Below are 12,586 nucleotides of genomic sequence, written 5' to 3'. Positions count from 1 at the left end.
TAACAATTCAATAGCCAGCGTTTTGAATAGGTTAATCAAAACGCTGGCCTTTTTATTTAATCAAGATGGGCAATCGCATGAAGAATATCATCGCGGACTGCTTCCCAAAATTGCTGCTGAGCCGCATCACAATACGTATAAAGCTCTTTATGCTGAATATGGTCGTATAGAATAGCAATATTATTTTGATGAAAGTATAGTCGATGATTTAAAGCTTCTCGTTCATCTTCAATACAAAATAGTTTATAAATATCTGCAACACGTTCAAGCTTTGCTAGCTTTTGCGTCATAACCTCATATTGCACTTGATGAAAGCGTCCAACTGCAGACGACATGGATATTTTAGCTCGATGCTCTGCCTGTAATGTACGCAACTCCTCCTGACGAATCGCCACACGGTACCAAAATTCATAACGATGCGGTAACTCTTTTAATTCATAGGTGAGTAAGGATTTCAAAATAACATGTACTTGTTCATATGTATCGATAATCTTCTCTGGTTCTTTAAAAATGCCAAACATACAACCACCCCCATGTAGTTTAATACTACGAGTAATGATTAAAATCCTTTAAAAACATCCTAATAATCAAAAGGTTAATAATTCCTGGGTTCTTGAACTTTTCCAAAGTATGAAATTGTTTTATTGGGTATGACAGTAAACGCTAGATTCTTTCTCTAGAAGGAGGGGGTCTAGTGTTTTTTCTTCATTTAGGACGGAATTTACTGATTTTATTAAGGAAAATAGTAAATTCAGAAAAATAGAGAAATAGCATTTACAAAACAAAAATATTTATGTTAACTTAAATAATGAAGTTGGTTAACTTAAAAAGGGGGGAAGTTAACAATGCAACATTTTTGGGTTGTAGGAACAGATACGGATGTAGGAAAAACCATTGTCACCACCATGTTAATGTGTCATTTACAAAGAAAGGGGTTAAACGTTACCCCATATAAGCCTGTTCAGACAGGGGAGGTAAATGACAATGGGCATGGCTATTATCATGATACAGCCATGTATGAAGCATATTCCTTACAGAAGCTTAAGCAAGGGCACATCAATAGTTATTCTTTTAGAGAAGCCGCTTCACCACATTTTGCTGCACAGCTGGAGGGACAGCAAATTCATGTAGACGAATTATTTCAGCACCTTCAAGGATTACAAGAATCCTATGATGTCGTGATATGCGAGGGGGCTGGTGGACTTTTTGTGCCGCTCACTGCTCCTAATGGTCCGACATTACTGGATGTGATTGTTAGGAGCAAGCTGCCAGTAGTGCTAGTTACAAGGACATCTCTTGGGACGATTAATCACACATTGCTAACGATGGAGGCATTACATTCTCGTCAAATCAATGTGGCAGGTATTGTTTTTAATGGGGACACAGGTAGCAAAATGGAACAGGACAATATACAAACGATTTTACAATACCACCCTATACCTTATGCAATTATCCCGAAGCTAAATAATATGTCACAGCTAATGGAGTATTCCATAACACACACAACTTTGTTTGAAAGGCTTTTTGCATATGAATCAAGCATTAACTGACTTACAGAAAAGAGATGTAAAGCATATTTGGCATCCATGCTCGCAAATGAAGGATTATGAGGCGTTTCCACCCATTGTTATAAAAAAAGGACAAGGAGTATGGTTATATGACGAGCACGACCGACGTTATTTAGATGCCGTATCCTCTTGGTGGGTCAATTTATTTGGGCATGCTAATCCACGTATTAGCCGGGCTTTAAGTGAGCAAGCATTTACATTAGAGCATACGATCTTTGCTAATTTTACCCATGAGCCTGCAATAAAAGTAGCCGAGAAATTATCAGCTTTAGCACCAGAAGGCTTACATAAAGTATTTTTTGCGGATAATGGCTCTTCTGCCATAGAGGTGGCCTTGAAAATGAGCTTTCAATACCATATGCAGACAGGTAAAACAAAGAAAAAGCGCTTTCTCGCTTTGACGGATGCTTATCATGGAGAAACGATTGGGGCTTTATCTGTAGGAGGAGTAGAGCTTTACAATGAAGTGTACAAGCCTCTTTTATTAGATACTGTTCGTGCCAAAGGGCCAGACTGCTATCGTTGTCCATTTCACAAAGAGCCAGCAAGTTGTAATGCGCCATGTAGTCGCTTTATAGAAGATCAGCTCAAAGAACATCATGAAGAAATTACGGCTGTTATTATAGAACCGCTTATACAAGCGGCAGCAGGTATGAAAATGTATCCACCCATCTATTTGCAACGCTTACGAGCACTGTGCTCTCAGTATGATGTGCACTTAATAGCAGATGAAATTGCTGTTGGCTTTGGCCGCACAGGTACATTGTTCGCTTGTGAACAAGCGGGGATTTCACCTGATTTTATGTGTTTATCAAAGGGGCTTACAGGCGGTTATTTACCATTATCTGCTGTCTTAACGACGGACCAAATTTATCAAGCTTTTTATGACGATTATGGAACAATGAAGGCATTTTTACATTCTCATAGTTATTCGGGCAATACATTGGCCTGCCGAGTTGCACTTGAAGTGTTAACGATGTTTGAAGAGGAGCAAGTGATTGCAATGATTCAACAGAAAGGTGAGCGTATGCGAGAGTTAGCAACGGCTGCATTTCATGAGGCACCTTATGTAGGAGAATACAGACAAGTTGGTTTAGTGGGGGCTATTGAACTTGTTGCCAATCAAAAGACAAAGGAACCATTCCCTAGTGAAGAAAGAATTGGTTATCAAATTTACCAACGTGCTTTAGCACATGGTCTACTCATAAGACCTCTTGGCAATGTGCTGTATTTTATGCCACCGTATATTATTTCTGATGAAGAAATGATCTTCATGATCGAAACAACAAAAGAAACGATTGAACAATTTTTCCAAGACAGGAGGGTTACAGTTGAGTAAACGTCACCATACATTAGCACTTGTCATGATTGCTATGTTTGCTGCTCTTACGGCAATCGGGGCTTTTATTAAAATCCCATTACCTGTCGTACCATTCACATTGCAAATTGTTTTTGTGTTTTTAGCTGGGTGCTTATTAGGTAGTCGCAATGCCCTTTATAGTCAACTTATTTATATTGGAGTAGGGTTAGTGGGATTACCAGTATTTACACAGGGTGGAGGTATTATGTATGTTTTGCAGCCTACATTCGGTTATCTGATTGGCTTTGCCCTTGCTGCCTATTGCATTGGGTTCATTATGGAAAGAATAAAGACACCAACAAAAAAGCATTTCATTGGGGCAACGATTATGGGGCTTATCCTTATTTATGCTGTAGCCGTTCCTTATTTATATGTGGCTTTGAATTTCTGGTTAGACATGAAGTCAAGTTGGTCACACGTTTTCGCTATTGGTTTTCTAAGCAGCATTGTGGCTGACTTTTGCTTAGCTATTACATCAGGGCTACTAGCAGAAAGATTGTATAAAGTATTTCAGTCGGCAAGAAATGTGAAAATTTCACAAGTGGAAAGGGAGAATGTCATATGAATTTTAAACAATTAGCGCAAGAAGTAATTGCTGGCAAAATCATTAGCAATGAGGAGGCACTGGCCATTTTAAATTGTGAAGATGATGAGCTATTGCAGCTGATGGATGGTGCTTTTGTGATTCGTCGTCATTATTATGGTAAAAAAGTAAAATTAAACATGATTATGAATGCAAAAAGCGGCTATTGTCCAGAGGATTGTGGTTATTGCTCGCAGTCGTCTAAATCTACTGCACCTATTGAAAAATATCCTTTTATTTCAAAAGAAGAAATTCTAGCTGGTGCTAAACGAGCGTTTGACAACAAAATTGGGACGTATTGTATCGTAGCAAGCGGTCGAGGGCCAACTCGTAAAGATGTCAATGTAGTGAGCGAGGCAGTCGCTGAAATTAAAGAAAAATACGGTTTAAAGGTTTGTGCTTGTCTTGGCTTGCTGAAAGAAGAACAGGCACAGCAATTAAAGGAAGCTGGTGTGGATCGCTACAACCATAATTTGAATACATCCGAACGTCATCATGCTTATATTACTACTTCACATACCTATGAGGATCGTGTCAATACGGTGGAGATTGTGAAAAAGCATGGGCTCTCACCTTGTTCTGGTGCCATTATCGGTATGAAGGAGACGAAAGAGGATGTAGTCAATATAGCACGTGCCCTCCATCAATTGGACGCTGATTCCATCCCAGTGAACTTTTTAAATGCCATTGATGGTACAAAGTTAGAGGGAACAAAGGAATTAAATCCCCGGTACTGTTTAAAAGTTTTGGCGTTATTCCGTTACATCAATCCTACAAAGGAAATCCGTATTTCGGGAGGTCGTGAAATTAATTTAGGGTCACTTCAACCGCTTGGCCTCTATGCAGCAAACAGCATTTTTGTAGGCGATTATTTAACAACAGCTGGTCAAGAGGCGAATAGTGATTATCGTATGTTGGAAGACTTAGGCTTCGAGATTGAATTAACACAAAAGCAAGAAGCAGTTTTTTGTTAACCTTATGAAATGAAATCTACTACTACAGCAAAACCGTACATTCGTACGGTTTTTTGCTTGAGACAGATAAAGTAAGGCAAATGACGGATGAGAGAAGCAAATTGGTGATATAAATTGAAAAATGACGGATAGAACTAACAGAGTTTACTGTTTTATGCCTATCAAATAACAATTTTCACAAATTGTTCAATGAAAGCGTTTTGAAATTGAACAGTTTGTGAAGACCTTCACATAAAGCTTTCTTTTCAAAAAAAACAGCGTAAAATAAGAATCAAGTAAGGAATTGTTATAAAACAGTTGACGATATGTAGCTCAAGTTTTGGTGGTTGTTATATTACAATAAAAACTAAGCGAAGGGAGCTTTTCACATGTGGGTTATTACAGTTTTTGATAAAAAGGATGTTCGGATTTTTGAGTATGCAAGTAAAAATGAGGCAACAGAAGCGATGTTAAAATTCAAGAAAAATGCAGTTTTAACATATACAAAATAGGTTTTTAAGACATGCAGCCCTCTCTTCTTTGAGGGCTGTTTTTTAATAAACGACAATTGAAAAGGAACTATAAAGTGGGGATGATATAAGATGTAAGGCCGATCGACACATACATCAATCCAAGTAATACACTACAGGTCTTAGGATGACCATTCATTATTCGTATTAAAAAACCGTATAAGCGCTGTGTAAGCGTTTATACGGTTTCACTTTTTATAATATACTTGCTAAACGTTTAATTCCTTCACGAATCACTTCAGGTGTTGCATTTGTATAGTTAAGACGCATTGTATTCACGTTTGTTTTTGACGTGTAGAATGGATCACCAGGTACGAAGGCAACTTTTTGTTCCATTGCTTTATGGAAAACATCAAGGGCTGGTGTACCATCCTTCATTGTTGCCCAAATAAACATCCCTCCGTCAGGGCGTGTATATTCAACATGGGCAGGGAAAAACTCTTGCATTGCCTCAAGCATCGCATCTGACTGATTTTTATACAGCGCAATTATTTTCTTTACATGTTCCGCATAATCATTACTAGCTAAATAATCATAGATAACATATTGAGAGAAAATATTTGTATGAAGATCAGAAGCTTGCTTTGCTGTTTCGATATGCTGTAAAAGCTCTTTATTTTTCGTGATGATAAAACCAAGACGCATGCCTGGTGTGACCGTTTTAGAGAAAGAACCTAGTAAAATACTATTTTCTAATTTACCAGCACCGATATATGGAAGTGGCTCGCCTTGGAATCGTAACTCTCCATATGGGTCATCCTCAATTAAAGCAACATCGTATTTGGACACTATTTCGCAAATTTGCTCACGTTTTTCTTTTGAGTAAGTGAGCCCTGTTGGATTTTGGAAGTTTGGTACCGTATAAATGAATTTTACATTAGGCTGTTGAAGGGCGCGCTCTAATTCCTCTAGGTTAAGACCATCGTTTTCAAGTGTCACCCCATAGAAAGTTGGCTCACTTAATGTAAAGGCTTGAATCGCCCCTAAGTAACCAGGCTCTTCGATAATAATGCCATCGCCTTTATTGATGAGTACTTTACCAATGAGTTCAAGTGCTTGCTGTGAACCTGTAGTAATAAAGACATCATCTGCCTGTACATCTAATCCATGAACACGCTGATATTTCGCAGCAATGTATTCTCTCAGTGGTGCATATCCTTGTGTTGATGAATATTGAAATAAACGGCTGCCGTTTTCCATAATGGCATGGTCCACTGATGCTCTTAACGCGTCAATAGGGAAAGAGATTGGGTTTGGAAGCCCACCTGCAAAGGAAATGACATCCTCTGCATCTGTTACTTTCAAAATATTTCGAATAAATGAGGATGGGGTTTTTAAGATTCTTTCTGAATATTGCATAATAATCGGTCCTTTTTTTCTGATTTTTTAAAAATTATATCATTGTCATCGTGTGCATACAATATTATCATTGTATGCAAGACAATTAAACTATTGTATGCAAATTAACAGAAAGAAGGGCTTCTTCAATGCCTATTAATTCATTTGACGAATACCCAATGAGTTGGAAGCCAGATATTAGCCATATTTCGGCTCCATTATATATAGCTATCGCACATCAACTTGAACAAGATATCAAGGATGGAAAGCTAGCGCCAGGGACAAAACTTCCTCCACAGCGTGAATTAGCTGATTTTTTAGATGTCAATTTAAGCACCATCACACGAGCCTTCAAGCTCTGTGGACAAAAAGGATTAATTTATGCCTCAATTGGGAGTGGAACGTTTGTTTCAACGGATGCGGCTAGCAACAAAATGTTACTCCCCACGAATCGTGCCACGCCTATCATTGAAATGGGCTCAGTGTTACCAGATAATTTTGTAAATGATGATATTACACGATTTATGAAAAAGATGTTGAACGAACCTAGTTTTAGCAAGCTATTTCAATATGGACGACCAGAGGGAAATGCTTGGCAAAATGAAGCTGTCATGAAGCTTTTTGAATTGGTGAATTTTCAAACCGATCAACCTATTTTGCTCGGAGCTGGCGGACAAAATGCCATTGTGGGAACACTCGCCGCCCTATTTCAGCCCGGAGACCGAATTGGTACAGATCCTATTACCTATGCTGGCATTAAAACAGCCGCTAATATGCTAGGTATACAACTGGTGGCCATACAACAATGCCAGGGCGAGATGACAAGAGAAGGTTTATTGTATGCCTGTAAAAATGAACATATCAAAGGCATCTATGTTATCCCTGATTTTCATAACCCAACGACACATACGATGTCCGTGGAAACGAGAAAAATGATTGCGGAAGTGGCCAGAGCGAAAGATTTAATCGTTATTGAGGATGCCATTTATAGCTTTCTTAAGGAACGAGCGCTTGCCCCTATTGCTTCCTATGCTCCAGACAAGGTCATTTATATTGCTAGCCTGTCAAAGACGCTATCACCAGGATTACGGCTTTCTTTCCTTGTGACACCTCCAACTTTTCGCAAAAGACTTATGGAAACTCTCTATAATATCAACATTTCCATCTCTCCTATGATGCTGGAACTTGCTGCTAGATTGATTCATGAAGGGGTGGCGCAAACGATTTTAGAAAAACATCGAGCCTATGCTAGGCAGCAAAATACGCTTGTTAATCAGTATTTAGGAGATTATCACATTTTAGGGGATGACGAATGTATTTTCAGATGGCTCCACTTACCTGACAAATTTACAGGTGTTCAATTTGAATTGTTAGCCTCCAAAGCTGGTGTACAAGTTTATGCGGCGGAGCGTTTCGCTGTTGGGAATACAAAGCCTGTGAATGCAGTTCGATTAGCCATTGCAGCACCAGAAACGCAATTGGAGCAGGCATTAATCATCTTAAAGGATATACTCGAAAGTAATGGTGATTATGCATTTGTTGATTAATGGATAGCAAGCGTATAATAAAGCGAAGAGAACAAAGAGGTGATTTAACATGACTCATAAAGGACGTGTAATTTTACATGTGGATATGAATAGTTTCTATGCTTCAGTGGAGCAGGCACATAATCCTAGCTTAAAGGGCAAGCCTATCGCAATCGCAGGTAGCCCAAAGGAGCGCCGTGGCATTTTAGTAACCTGTTCCTATGAAGCAAGAGCTCTCGGTATTTATACAACAATGACAGTCCATGAAGCAAAACGTAAATGTCCTGAGCTCTTGTTATTGCCTCCGGATTTTCAAAAATATCGAGCAGCATCTAAAGAAATGTTTACGATTTTGCGTAGCTATACTCCTTTAGTAGAGCCTGTTTCAATCGATGAAGGCTACATGGATATTACAGAGTTAAGTAAGGAAAAACATGCGTTAAGTATTGCCCAGGAAATACAAGAGCGTATGTTAGCGGAGCTTGATTTACCTTGTTCCATCGGTATTGCACCCAATAAATTTTTAGCGAAAACCGCTTCTGATATGAAAAAACCGATGGGTATAACCATTTTACGGATACGTGATATTGAACAGCAGCTATGGAATCGTGAGGTTGTCAATATGCATGGTATTGGGGCAAGTACAGCAAAAAAATTAAATGCACATGGTATTTTTACAATTGGTGACTTAGCTCAAGCAGAAGAGTTTAAGATGAAGCAAATTTTAGGGAAGAATGGTGTGCGACTTCGAGCAAGGGCCAATGGGATAGATCATAGAGTAGTTGATCCCGAGGCGATTTTTGATACGAAGAGCGTAGGAAATTCAACAACATTACCAGAAGATGTGACAGATATTCGCACACTACATAAGACGATTGAAGGGCTATGTAAAAAAGTAGCAGAACGCCTTGATGCCAAACGTTTAGCTGGTTCTACGATCAGTATTCAAATACGTGATGCAGATTGGCATAATCACACGCGTTCAAAAACAATGTCCAATGTCCTTTATCGTTTTGAAGAAATTTATGATATTGCTTGTGCATTATTTGATAAGCATTGGGATGAATCTCCAGTAAGATTACTAGGTGTAACAGTTTCCAATGTGGTGGATCGTAAGGACTATACCCAGCAATTATCGATTTTTAATTATCAAGAGCATGTAAAAGATGAGCCTATTCTCAAAATAGTCGATGAAATTGAGGGGCGTTTTGGCAAGGGGATTATAAAACGAGGAGTAGATCTAGGGAAACGGTCATCTTATCAATCACAATCAAGCTTCAGTAAAGATTTTTTAGATGACCATGATTAAAGAGTGAATGAAAGCGGGAGTAAACATGTACTACAAGGAATATGGCGATACTAATAATCCGTTCATGATGTTTATTCATGGTGGGGGTGTTGGGGGCTGGATGTGGGATCAGCAAGTTCAGTATTTTACCAATTATTACTGTGTAGTACCAGAGCTTATGTCACAATCCTCTTTTTCCATTGAGCAAAGTGCTAGAGAGCTGCTACAGCTAATTGAAGAAAAAGCTAATGGTAAGCCCATTATAGTAATAGGTTTCTCGTTAGGAGCTCAAATAGCTATTCAAATGCTAAGTATAAATCCAAGTTTAATTGATTTTACCATCATTAATAGTGCGCTTGTTCTTCCTTCTCCTGTATTAGAATGGATGCTACCGCCGCTCATTCGGCTGACATTTCCGCTTATAAAAAATAAAACATTCGCGAAACTCCAAGCGAAATCTTTATATATCGATGACCATTATTTTGAACGCTATTATCGTGAAAGTTCAGCTATATCTGTCAATACATTAGTTCGAGTTTTACAGGAAAATATGTCGTTTACCATTCCCTCCGGTTTTCGCAAAGCCCAAGGGAAAATTTTAATAACAGTTGGAAACAAAGAGAAAAGTATTATGAAAAAATCAGCAATAGAACTAGTTCGCAGTCATCCCAATAGCAACGGTGTGTTATTGACTAACATAGGTCATGGAGTATCGTTAGCTAAGCCTGCATTTTTCAACCATTTTGTAGAAAATTGGATTCAAAAGGGTCATTTACCTGAGGGAATCGAGATTCAATAGAACTACTCCATTATGAGTAACCTTCCACATAATGGAGTTTATACGAAATTATTTACGAAAATAGTGTGGATATAAATCTTTATGCTGTAGCACCCATTCCTTCATTTCAACAATCATTTCTTCATAGCTTGGGACAACAAAGGAAAAGTCGTTCCTTGTATTTAGTAATGTTTTATTCACGTTAACAAGCTGATAGGGGAGAATGTCCAGTTTACTATCCAAAAAGTGTCGGTTACATAACTGAAGAAGTTCATATTTTGATATATTCGAAGTATGGACGAGATGATAGAGCCCTGTTAGTTCTTCATAGGTAGCACGTTCAATGGCTTTAGCTAATGTAATTGTTGTGACACCAGTCCAAATAGCACCTGTATAACCATTAATAGGGCCATCTTGTTGCATAAACCAATTGAATAATCCGATGCCGTTTTGTTTTAAATCAGGACCAATAATCGAATTACGAAATGTTAAATGCTTGTTTCGCTCAATTTCACCTAACCCTTTTGTGCGATCATAAAAGGTCTCCCCGTCTCGCATACTTTTTTCATGATAGGGGGCATTCTGCCCTGAAAAGACACAGTCTGTGCTTAGATGAATAAGCTTTGTTTGTTGATTTTCTAGGAGAGCTACAATCGCATGTGGTAGATAGCTATTTAGCAAAATACTTTGCGCGGGATTTGCATCACAAGCATTGTTTAAAACACCTATACAATTAATTACGACATCAAAATCATTGTCTTGCAGCAGGGATCGTAAAAAATTGGAGTCGGTTACATCACCTGTTATATTGTGTCCGAATGGGAAAGAAGTTCTAGAGTATGTTGTTACGTCATGCCCTTGTTCCCATAAATAGATAGCAATGGTGTGGCCAGCCATACCGGTAGCACCGAGCACTAAAAATTTCATGGTGTTCCTCCCGTCCAATGGAGAAGCTCTTTTTGAATAAGAGGTAATGTTAATAATTTTTCTTTAATATCAGCCACACTTAATCGTTGTGTATTGTTAGAGTTATATTCATCAGTTAAAGTAATTTTTGGAGAGCCCTCCTCGAGGTATTTTCCATAATTTAAATCCCGATTATCCGCTGGGATGCGATAAAATTTGCCCATATCAATGGCCTTTGCAGCTTCTTCTTTTGTACATAATACTTCATACATTTTTTCCCCATGCCGTGTCCCGATAATTTGAATGGTATTGTTTGCCTGAAAAATTTCAAGTAAAGCCTGTGCCAAATGCTCGACCGTTGCAGCGGGCGATTTTTGTACCATAATATCTCCATTTTGTGCATGTGAGAAAGCATAGATAACTAATTCAACTGCCTCCTCAAGCGTCATCATAAAACGTGTCATATTTGGATCAGTAATCGTTAAAGGTTTTCCTGCTTTTATTTGTTCGATAAATAATGGAATCACCGAGCCTCGTGAAGCCATGACATTGCCGTATCTAGTGCCACAAATAAGCGTTTGATGAGGATCAACCATTCGAGACTTTGCTATAAACGTCTTCTCCATCATTGCTTTGGAAATCCCCATTGCATTGACAGGGTAGGCTGCTTTATCTGTTGATAGACAAATGATTTTTTTCACACTTGCTTGGATGGCGGCAGTTAATACATGGTCGGTTCCTAAAATATTGGTTTTCACAGCTTCTAAAGGGAAAAATTCACAGGAGGGAACTTGCTTAAGCGCAGCGGCATGGAATACATAGTCTACGTTATACATAGCGTTGTGAATACTTTGTATATCACGGACATCCCCAATATAAAATTTTATTTTCGAATGCTGATAGAGCATACGCATATCGTCTTGTTTTTTCTCATCCCTTGAAAAAATTCGAATTTCTTTAATATCAGTATTTAGAAATCGCTTTAAAACTGCGTTACCGAAAGAACCAGTGCCTCCTGTAATCAGTAATATTTTATCTGTAAACATTGTATGGTTTGTAGCACCTCCTGTATGTTGATTAGGATCATTTTATTTCAGGCCTTTTTCATGCAAATCACATTCAGAGTTTTCCCTAGGATAGTTGTACCAGTAGGCAAATTCATTTGTATATTTACAAGTTGGATTTTTATCCATGAGTGCACAGTTAAAATCCCAATCTCCCGCAATATCTTTCCGAATGGTAAACTTAGCATCACCGATAAAACTTCTTCGAATGATTTTAAACTGACCAGGTAATGAGTAGCGGTTGGATTCATCTTTAATAAATCCATAGCCATTTTTTATAATCATGTTGTAATAATAAATATCAAACTCACCATCTACCTGTGCGAGTACGTTGCGAATGGCAGGCAAATAATGATCATCGCTATCAATGATGGCTATATAGTCTCCTGTTGCCTCTGCAATACACCGATTATATGCAACGCTCGCGCCTAGGTTTGTTGGATGAACGATGATTTTTAAAGCCGCACAGTTTTTTTGATAGTCTTGTAAAATAGCTAATGTATTGTCAGTGGAACCATCATCTACAACAATAATTTCATAGGCATATTCTTTTGGAATGCTGTCAAGCATTGTTAAGATCCATTCTTCACTATTGAATGCGGGTGATAAAAAGCTGATTTTCATGTGATCCCTCCATTCTTTCATAATTAGTAGAGTTACTTAACCGAGCGGATTCTTTAATACAATATGCG

General features: G+C 38.3%; 13 protein-coding genes. 8 read left to right on the top strand and 5 right to left on the bottom strand.

What is annotated here, in order from left to right:
• Positions 1-56: 56 nt before the first annotated feature.
• Positions 57-521, bottom strand: a complete 465-nt coding sequence (locus MKY49_RS14000) for a hypothetical protein (protein WP_274793587.1) — start codon at positions 519-521, stop codon at positions 57-59.
• Positions 522-845: 324 nt separating this feature from the next.
• Between MKY49_RS14000 and bioD the strand changes: the two genes are divergently transcribed.
• The 5 genes from bioD (at position 846) to MKY49_RS13975 (ending at position 4,976) form a co-directional block, all read left to right on the top strand.
• Positions 846-1,550 (top strand): dethiobiotin synthase, encoded by a 705-nt coding sequence (gene bioD / locus MKY49_RS13995; RefSeq protein ID WP_274793586.1) that lies wholly within the window; start codon positions 846-848, stop codon positions 1,548-1,550.
• A complete protein-coding gene (gene bioA / locus MKY49_RS13990) occupies positions 1,531-2,907 on the top strand; it encodes an adenosylmethionine--8-amino-7-oxononanoate transaminase (RefSeq protein ID WP_341386521.1) in 1,377 nt (458 codons plus the stop codon). Before bioD ends, bioA begins: the two co-directional genes overlap by 20 nt.
• Positions 2,900-3,493 (top strand): biotin transporter BioY, encoded by a 594-nt coding sequence (locus tag MKY49_RS13985; protein WP_312507462.1) that lies wholly within the window; start codon positions 2,900-2,902, stop codon positions 3,491-3,493. The genes bioA and MKY49_RS13985 overlap by 8 nt, the downstream gene beginning before the upstream one ends.
• Positions 3,490-4,485: a biotin synthase BioB gene (bioB, locus tag MKY49_RS13980; protein WP_341386520.1), complete on the top strand. Its 996-nt coding sequence runs from the start codon at positions 3,490-3,492 to the stop codon at positions 4,483-4,485. Before MKY49_RS13985 ends, bioB begins: the two co-directional genes overlap by 4 nt.
• Positions 4,486-4,853: 368 nt before the next feature.
• Positions 4,854-4,976, top strand: coding sequence for a hypothetical protein (locus MKY49_RS13975; RefSeq protein ID WP_274793582.1), 123 nt, complete (start codon positions 4,854-4,856; stop codon positions 4,974-4,976).
• A gap of 213 nt (positions 4,977-5,189) precedes the next feature.
• On the opposite strand, the gene MKY49_RS13970 is transcribed toward MKY49_RS13975, so the two are convergent.
• Positions 5,190-6,353, bottom strand: a complete 1,164-nt coding sequence (locus MKY49_RS13970) for an aminotransferase-like domain-containing protein (RefSeq protein WP_274793581.1) — start codon at positions 6,351-6,353, stop codon at positions 5,190-5,192.
• A 128-nt stretch (positions 6,354-6,481) separates the two neighbouring features.
• On the opposite strand from MKY49_RS13970, the gene MKY49_RS13965 reads away from it, so the two are divergent.
• The 3 genes from MKY49_RS13965 to MKY49_RS13955 are packed head-to-tail and all read left to right on the top strand — an operon-like array spanning position 6,482 to position 9,945.
• Positions 6,482-7,879: an aminotransferase-like domain-containing protein gene (locus MKY49_RS13965; protein ID WP_341386519.1), complete on the top strand. Its 1,398-nt coding sequence runs from the start codon at positions 6,482-6,484 to the stop codon at positions 7,877-7,879.
• 49 nt (positions 7,880-7,928) lie between these two features.
• Positions 7,929-9,167 carry a DNA polymerase IV gene (locus MKY49_RS13960; RefSeq protein WP_341386518.1) on the top strand — a complete coding sequence of 413 codons (1,239 nt, stop codon included), beginning with the start codon at positions 7,929-7,931 and terminating at the stop codon, positions 9,165-9,167.
• 25 nt (positions 9,168-9,192) lie between these two features.
• The gene (locus MKY49_RS13955; RefSeq protein ID WP_341386517.1) at positions 9,193-9,945 is read left to right on the top strand and encodes an alpha/beta fold hydrolase; all 753 of its coding nucleotides are present in this window, start codon (positions 9,193-9,195) and stop codon (positions 9,943-9,945) included.
• Between the two features lie 48 nt (positions 9,946-9,993).
• Here MKY49_RS13955 and MKY49_RS13950 read toward each other — a convergent pair whose 3' ends face one another.
• The 3 genes from MKY49_RS13950 to MKY49_RS13940 are packed head-to-tail and all read right to left on the bottom strand — an operon-like array spanning position 9,994 to position 12,518.
• Positions 9,994-10,851: an SDR family oxidoreductase gene (locus tag MKY49_RS13950; RefSeq protein WP_274793577.1), complete on the bottom strand. Its 858-nt coding sequence runs from the start codon at positions 10,849-10,851 to the stop codon at positions 9,994-9,996.
• Positions 10,848-11,876: a polysaccharide biosynthesis protein gene (locus MKY49_RS13945; RefSeq protein WP_322605574.1), complete on the bottom strand. Its 1,029-nt coding sequence runs from the start codon at positions 11,874-11,876 to the stop codon at positions 10,848-10,850. Before MKY49_RS13945 ends, MKY49_RS13950 begins: the two co-directional genes overlap by 4 nt.
• Before the next feature lie 42 nt (positions 11,877-11,918).
• On the bottom strand, positions 11,919-12,518 hold the full coding sequence (locus MKY49_RS13940; protein WP_312507256.1) for a glycosyltransferase family 2 protein: 600 nt from the start codon (positions 12,516-12,518) through the stop codon (positions 11,919-11,921).
• Positions 12,519-12,586 lie beyond the last annotated feature (68 nt).

The sequence above is a fragment of the Lysinibacillus sp. FSL M8-0134 genome (genome assembly GCF_038069745.1).
GTDB classification, from domain to species: domain Bacteria; phylum Bacillota; class Bacilli; order Bacillales_A; family Planococcaceae; genus Lysinibacillus; species Lysinibacillus irui.
Note: the sequence above shows the minus strand (reverse complement) of the source record. Positions and strands in the feature narration are given on the sequence as shown.

Bases quoted from the DNA above. Each gene is read 5' to 3' on its own strand.
- MKY49_RS13975 (WP_274793582.1), top strand. From the start codon at position 4,854: ATGTGGGTTATTACAGTTTTTGATAAAAAGGATGTTCGGATTTTTGAG.
- MKY49_RS13955 (WP_341386517.1), top strand. From the start codon at position 9,193: ATGTACTACAAGGAATATGGCGATACTAATAATCCGTTCATGATGTTT.
- MKY49_RS13945 (WP_322605574.1), bottom strand. From the start codon at position 11,876: ATGTTTACAGATAAAATATTACTGATTACAGGAGGCACTGGTTCTTTC.
- MKY49_RS13950 (WP_274793577.1), bottom strand. From the start codon at position 10,851: ATGAAATTTTTAGTGCTCGGTGCTACCGGTATGGCTGGCCACACCATT.
- MKY49_RS13960 (WP_341386518.1), top strand. From the start codon at position 7,929: ATGACTCATAAAGGACGTGTAATTTTACATGTGGATATGAATAGTTTC.
- bioB (WP_341386520.1), top strand. From the start codon at position 3,490: ATGAATTTTAAACAATTAGCGCAAGAAGTAATTGCTGGCAAAATCATT.
- MKY49_RS13965 (WP_341386519.1), top strand. From the start codon at position 6,482: ATGCCTATTAATTCATTTGACGAATACCCAATGAGTTGGAAGCCAGAT.
- bioA (WP_341386521.1), top strand. From the start codon at position 1,531: ATGAATCAAGCATTAACTGACTTACAGAAAAGAGATGTAAAGCATATT.
- MKY49_RS13970 (WP_274793581.1), bottom strand. From the start codon at position 6,353: ATGCAATATTCAGAAAGAATCTTAAAAACCCCATCCTCATTTATTCGA.
- MKY49_RS14000 (WP_274793587.1), bottom strand. From the start codon at position 521: ATGTTTGGCATTTTTAAAGAACCAGAGAAGATTATCGATACATATGAA.
- bioD (WP_274793586.1), top strand. From the start codon at position 846: ATGCAACATTTTTGGGTTGTAGGAACAGATACGGATGTAGGAAAAACC.
- MKY49_RS13940 (WP_312507256.1), bottom strand. From the start codon at position 12,518: ATGAAAATCAGCTTTTTATCACCCGCATTCAATAGTGAAGAATGGATC.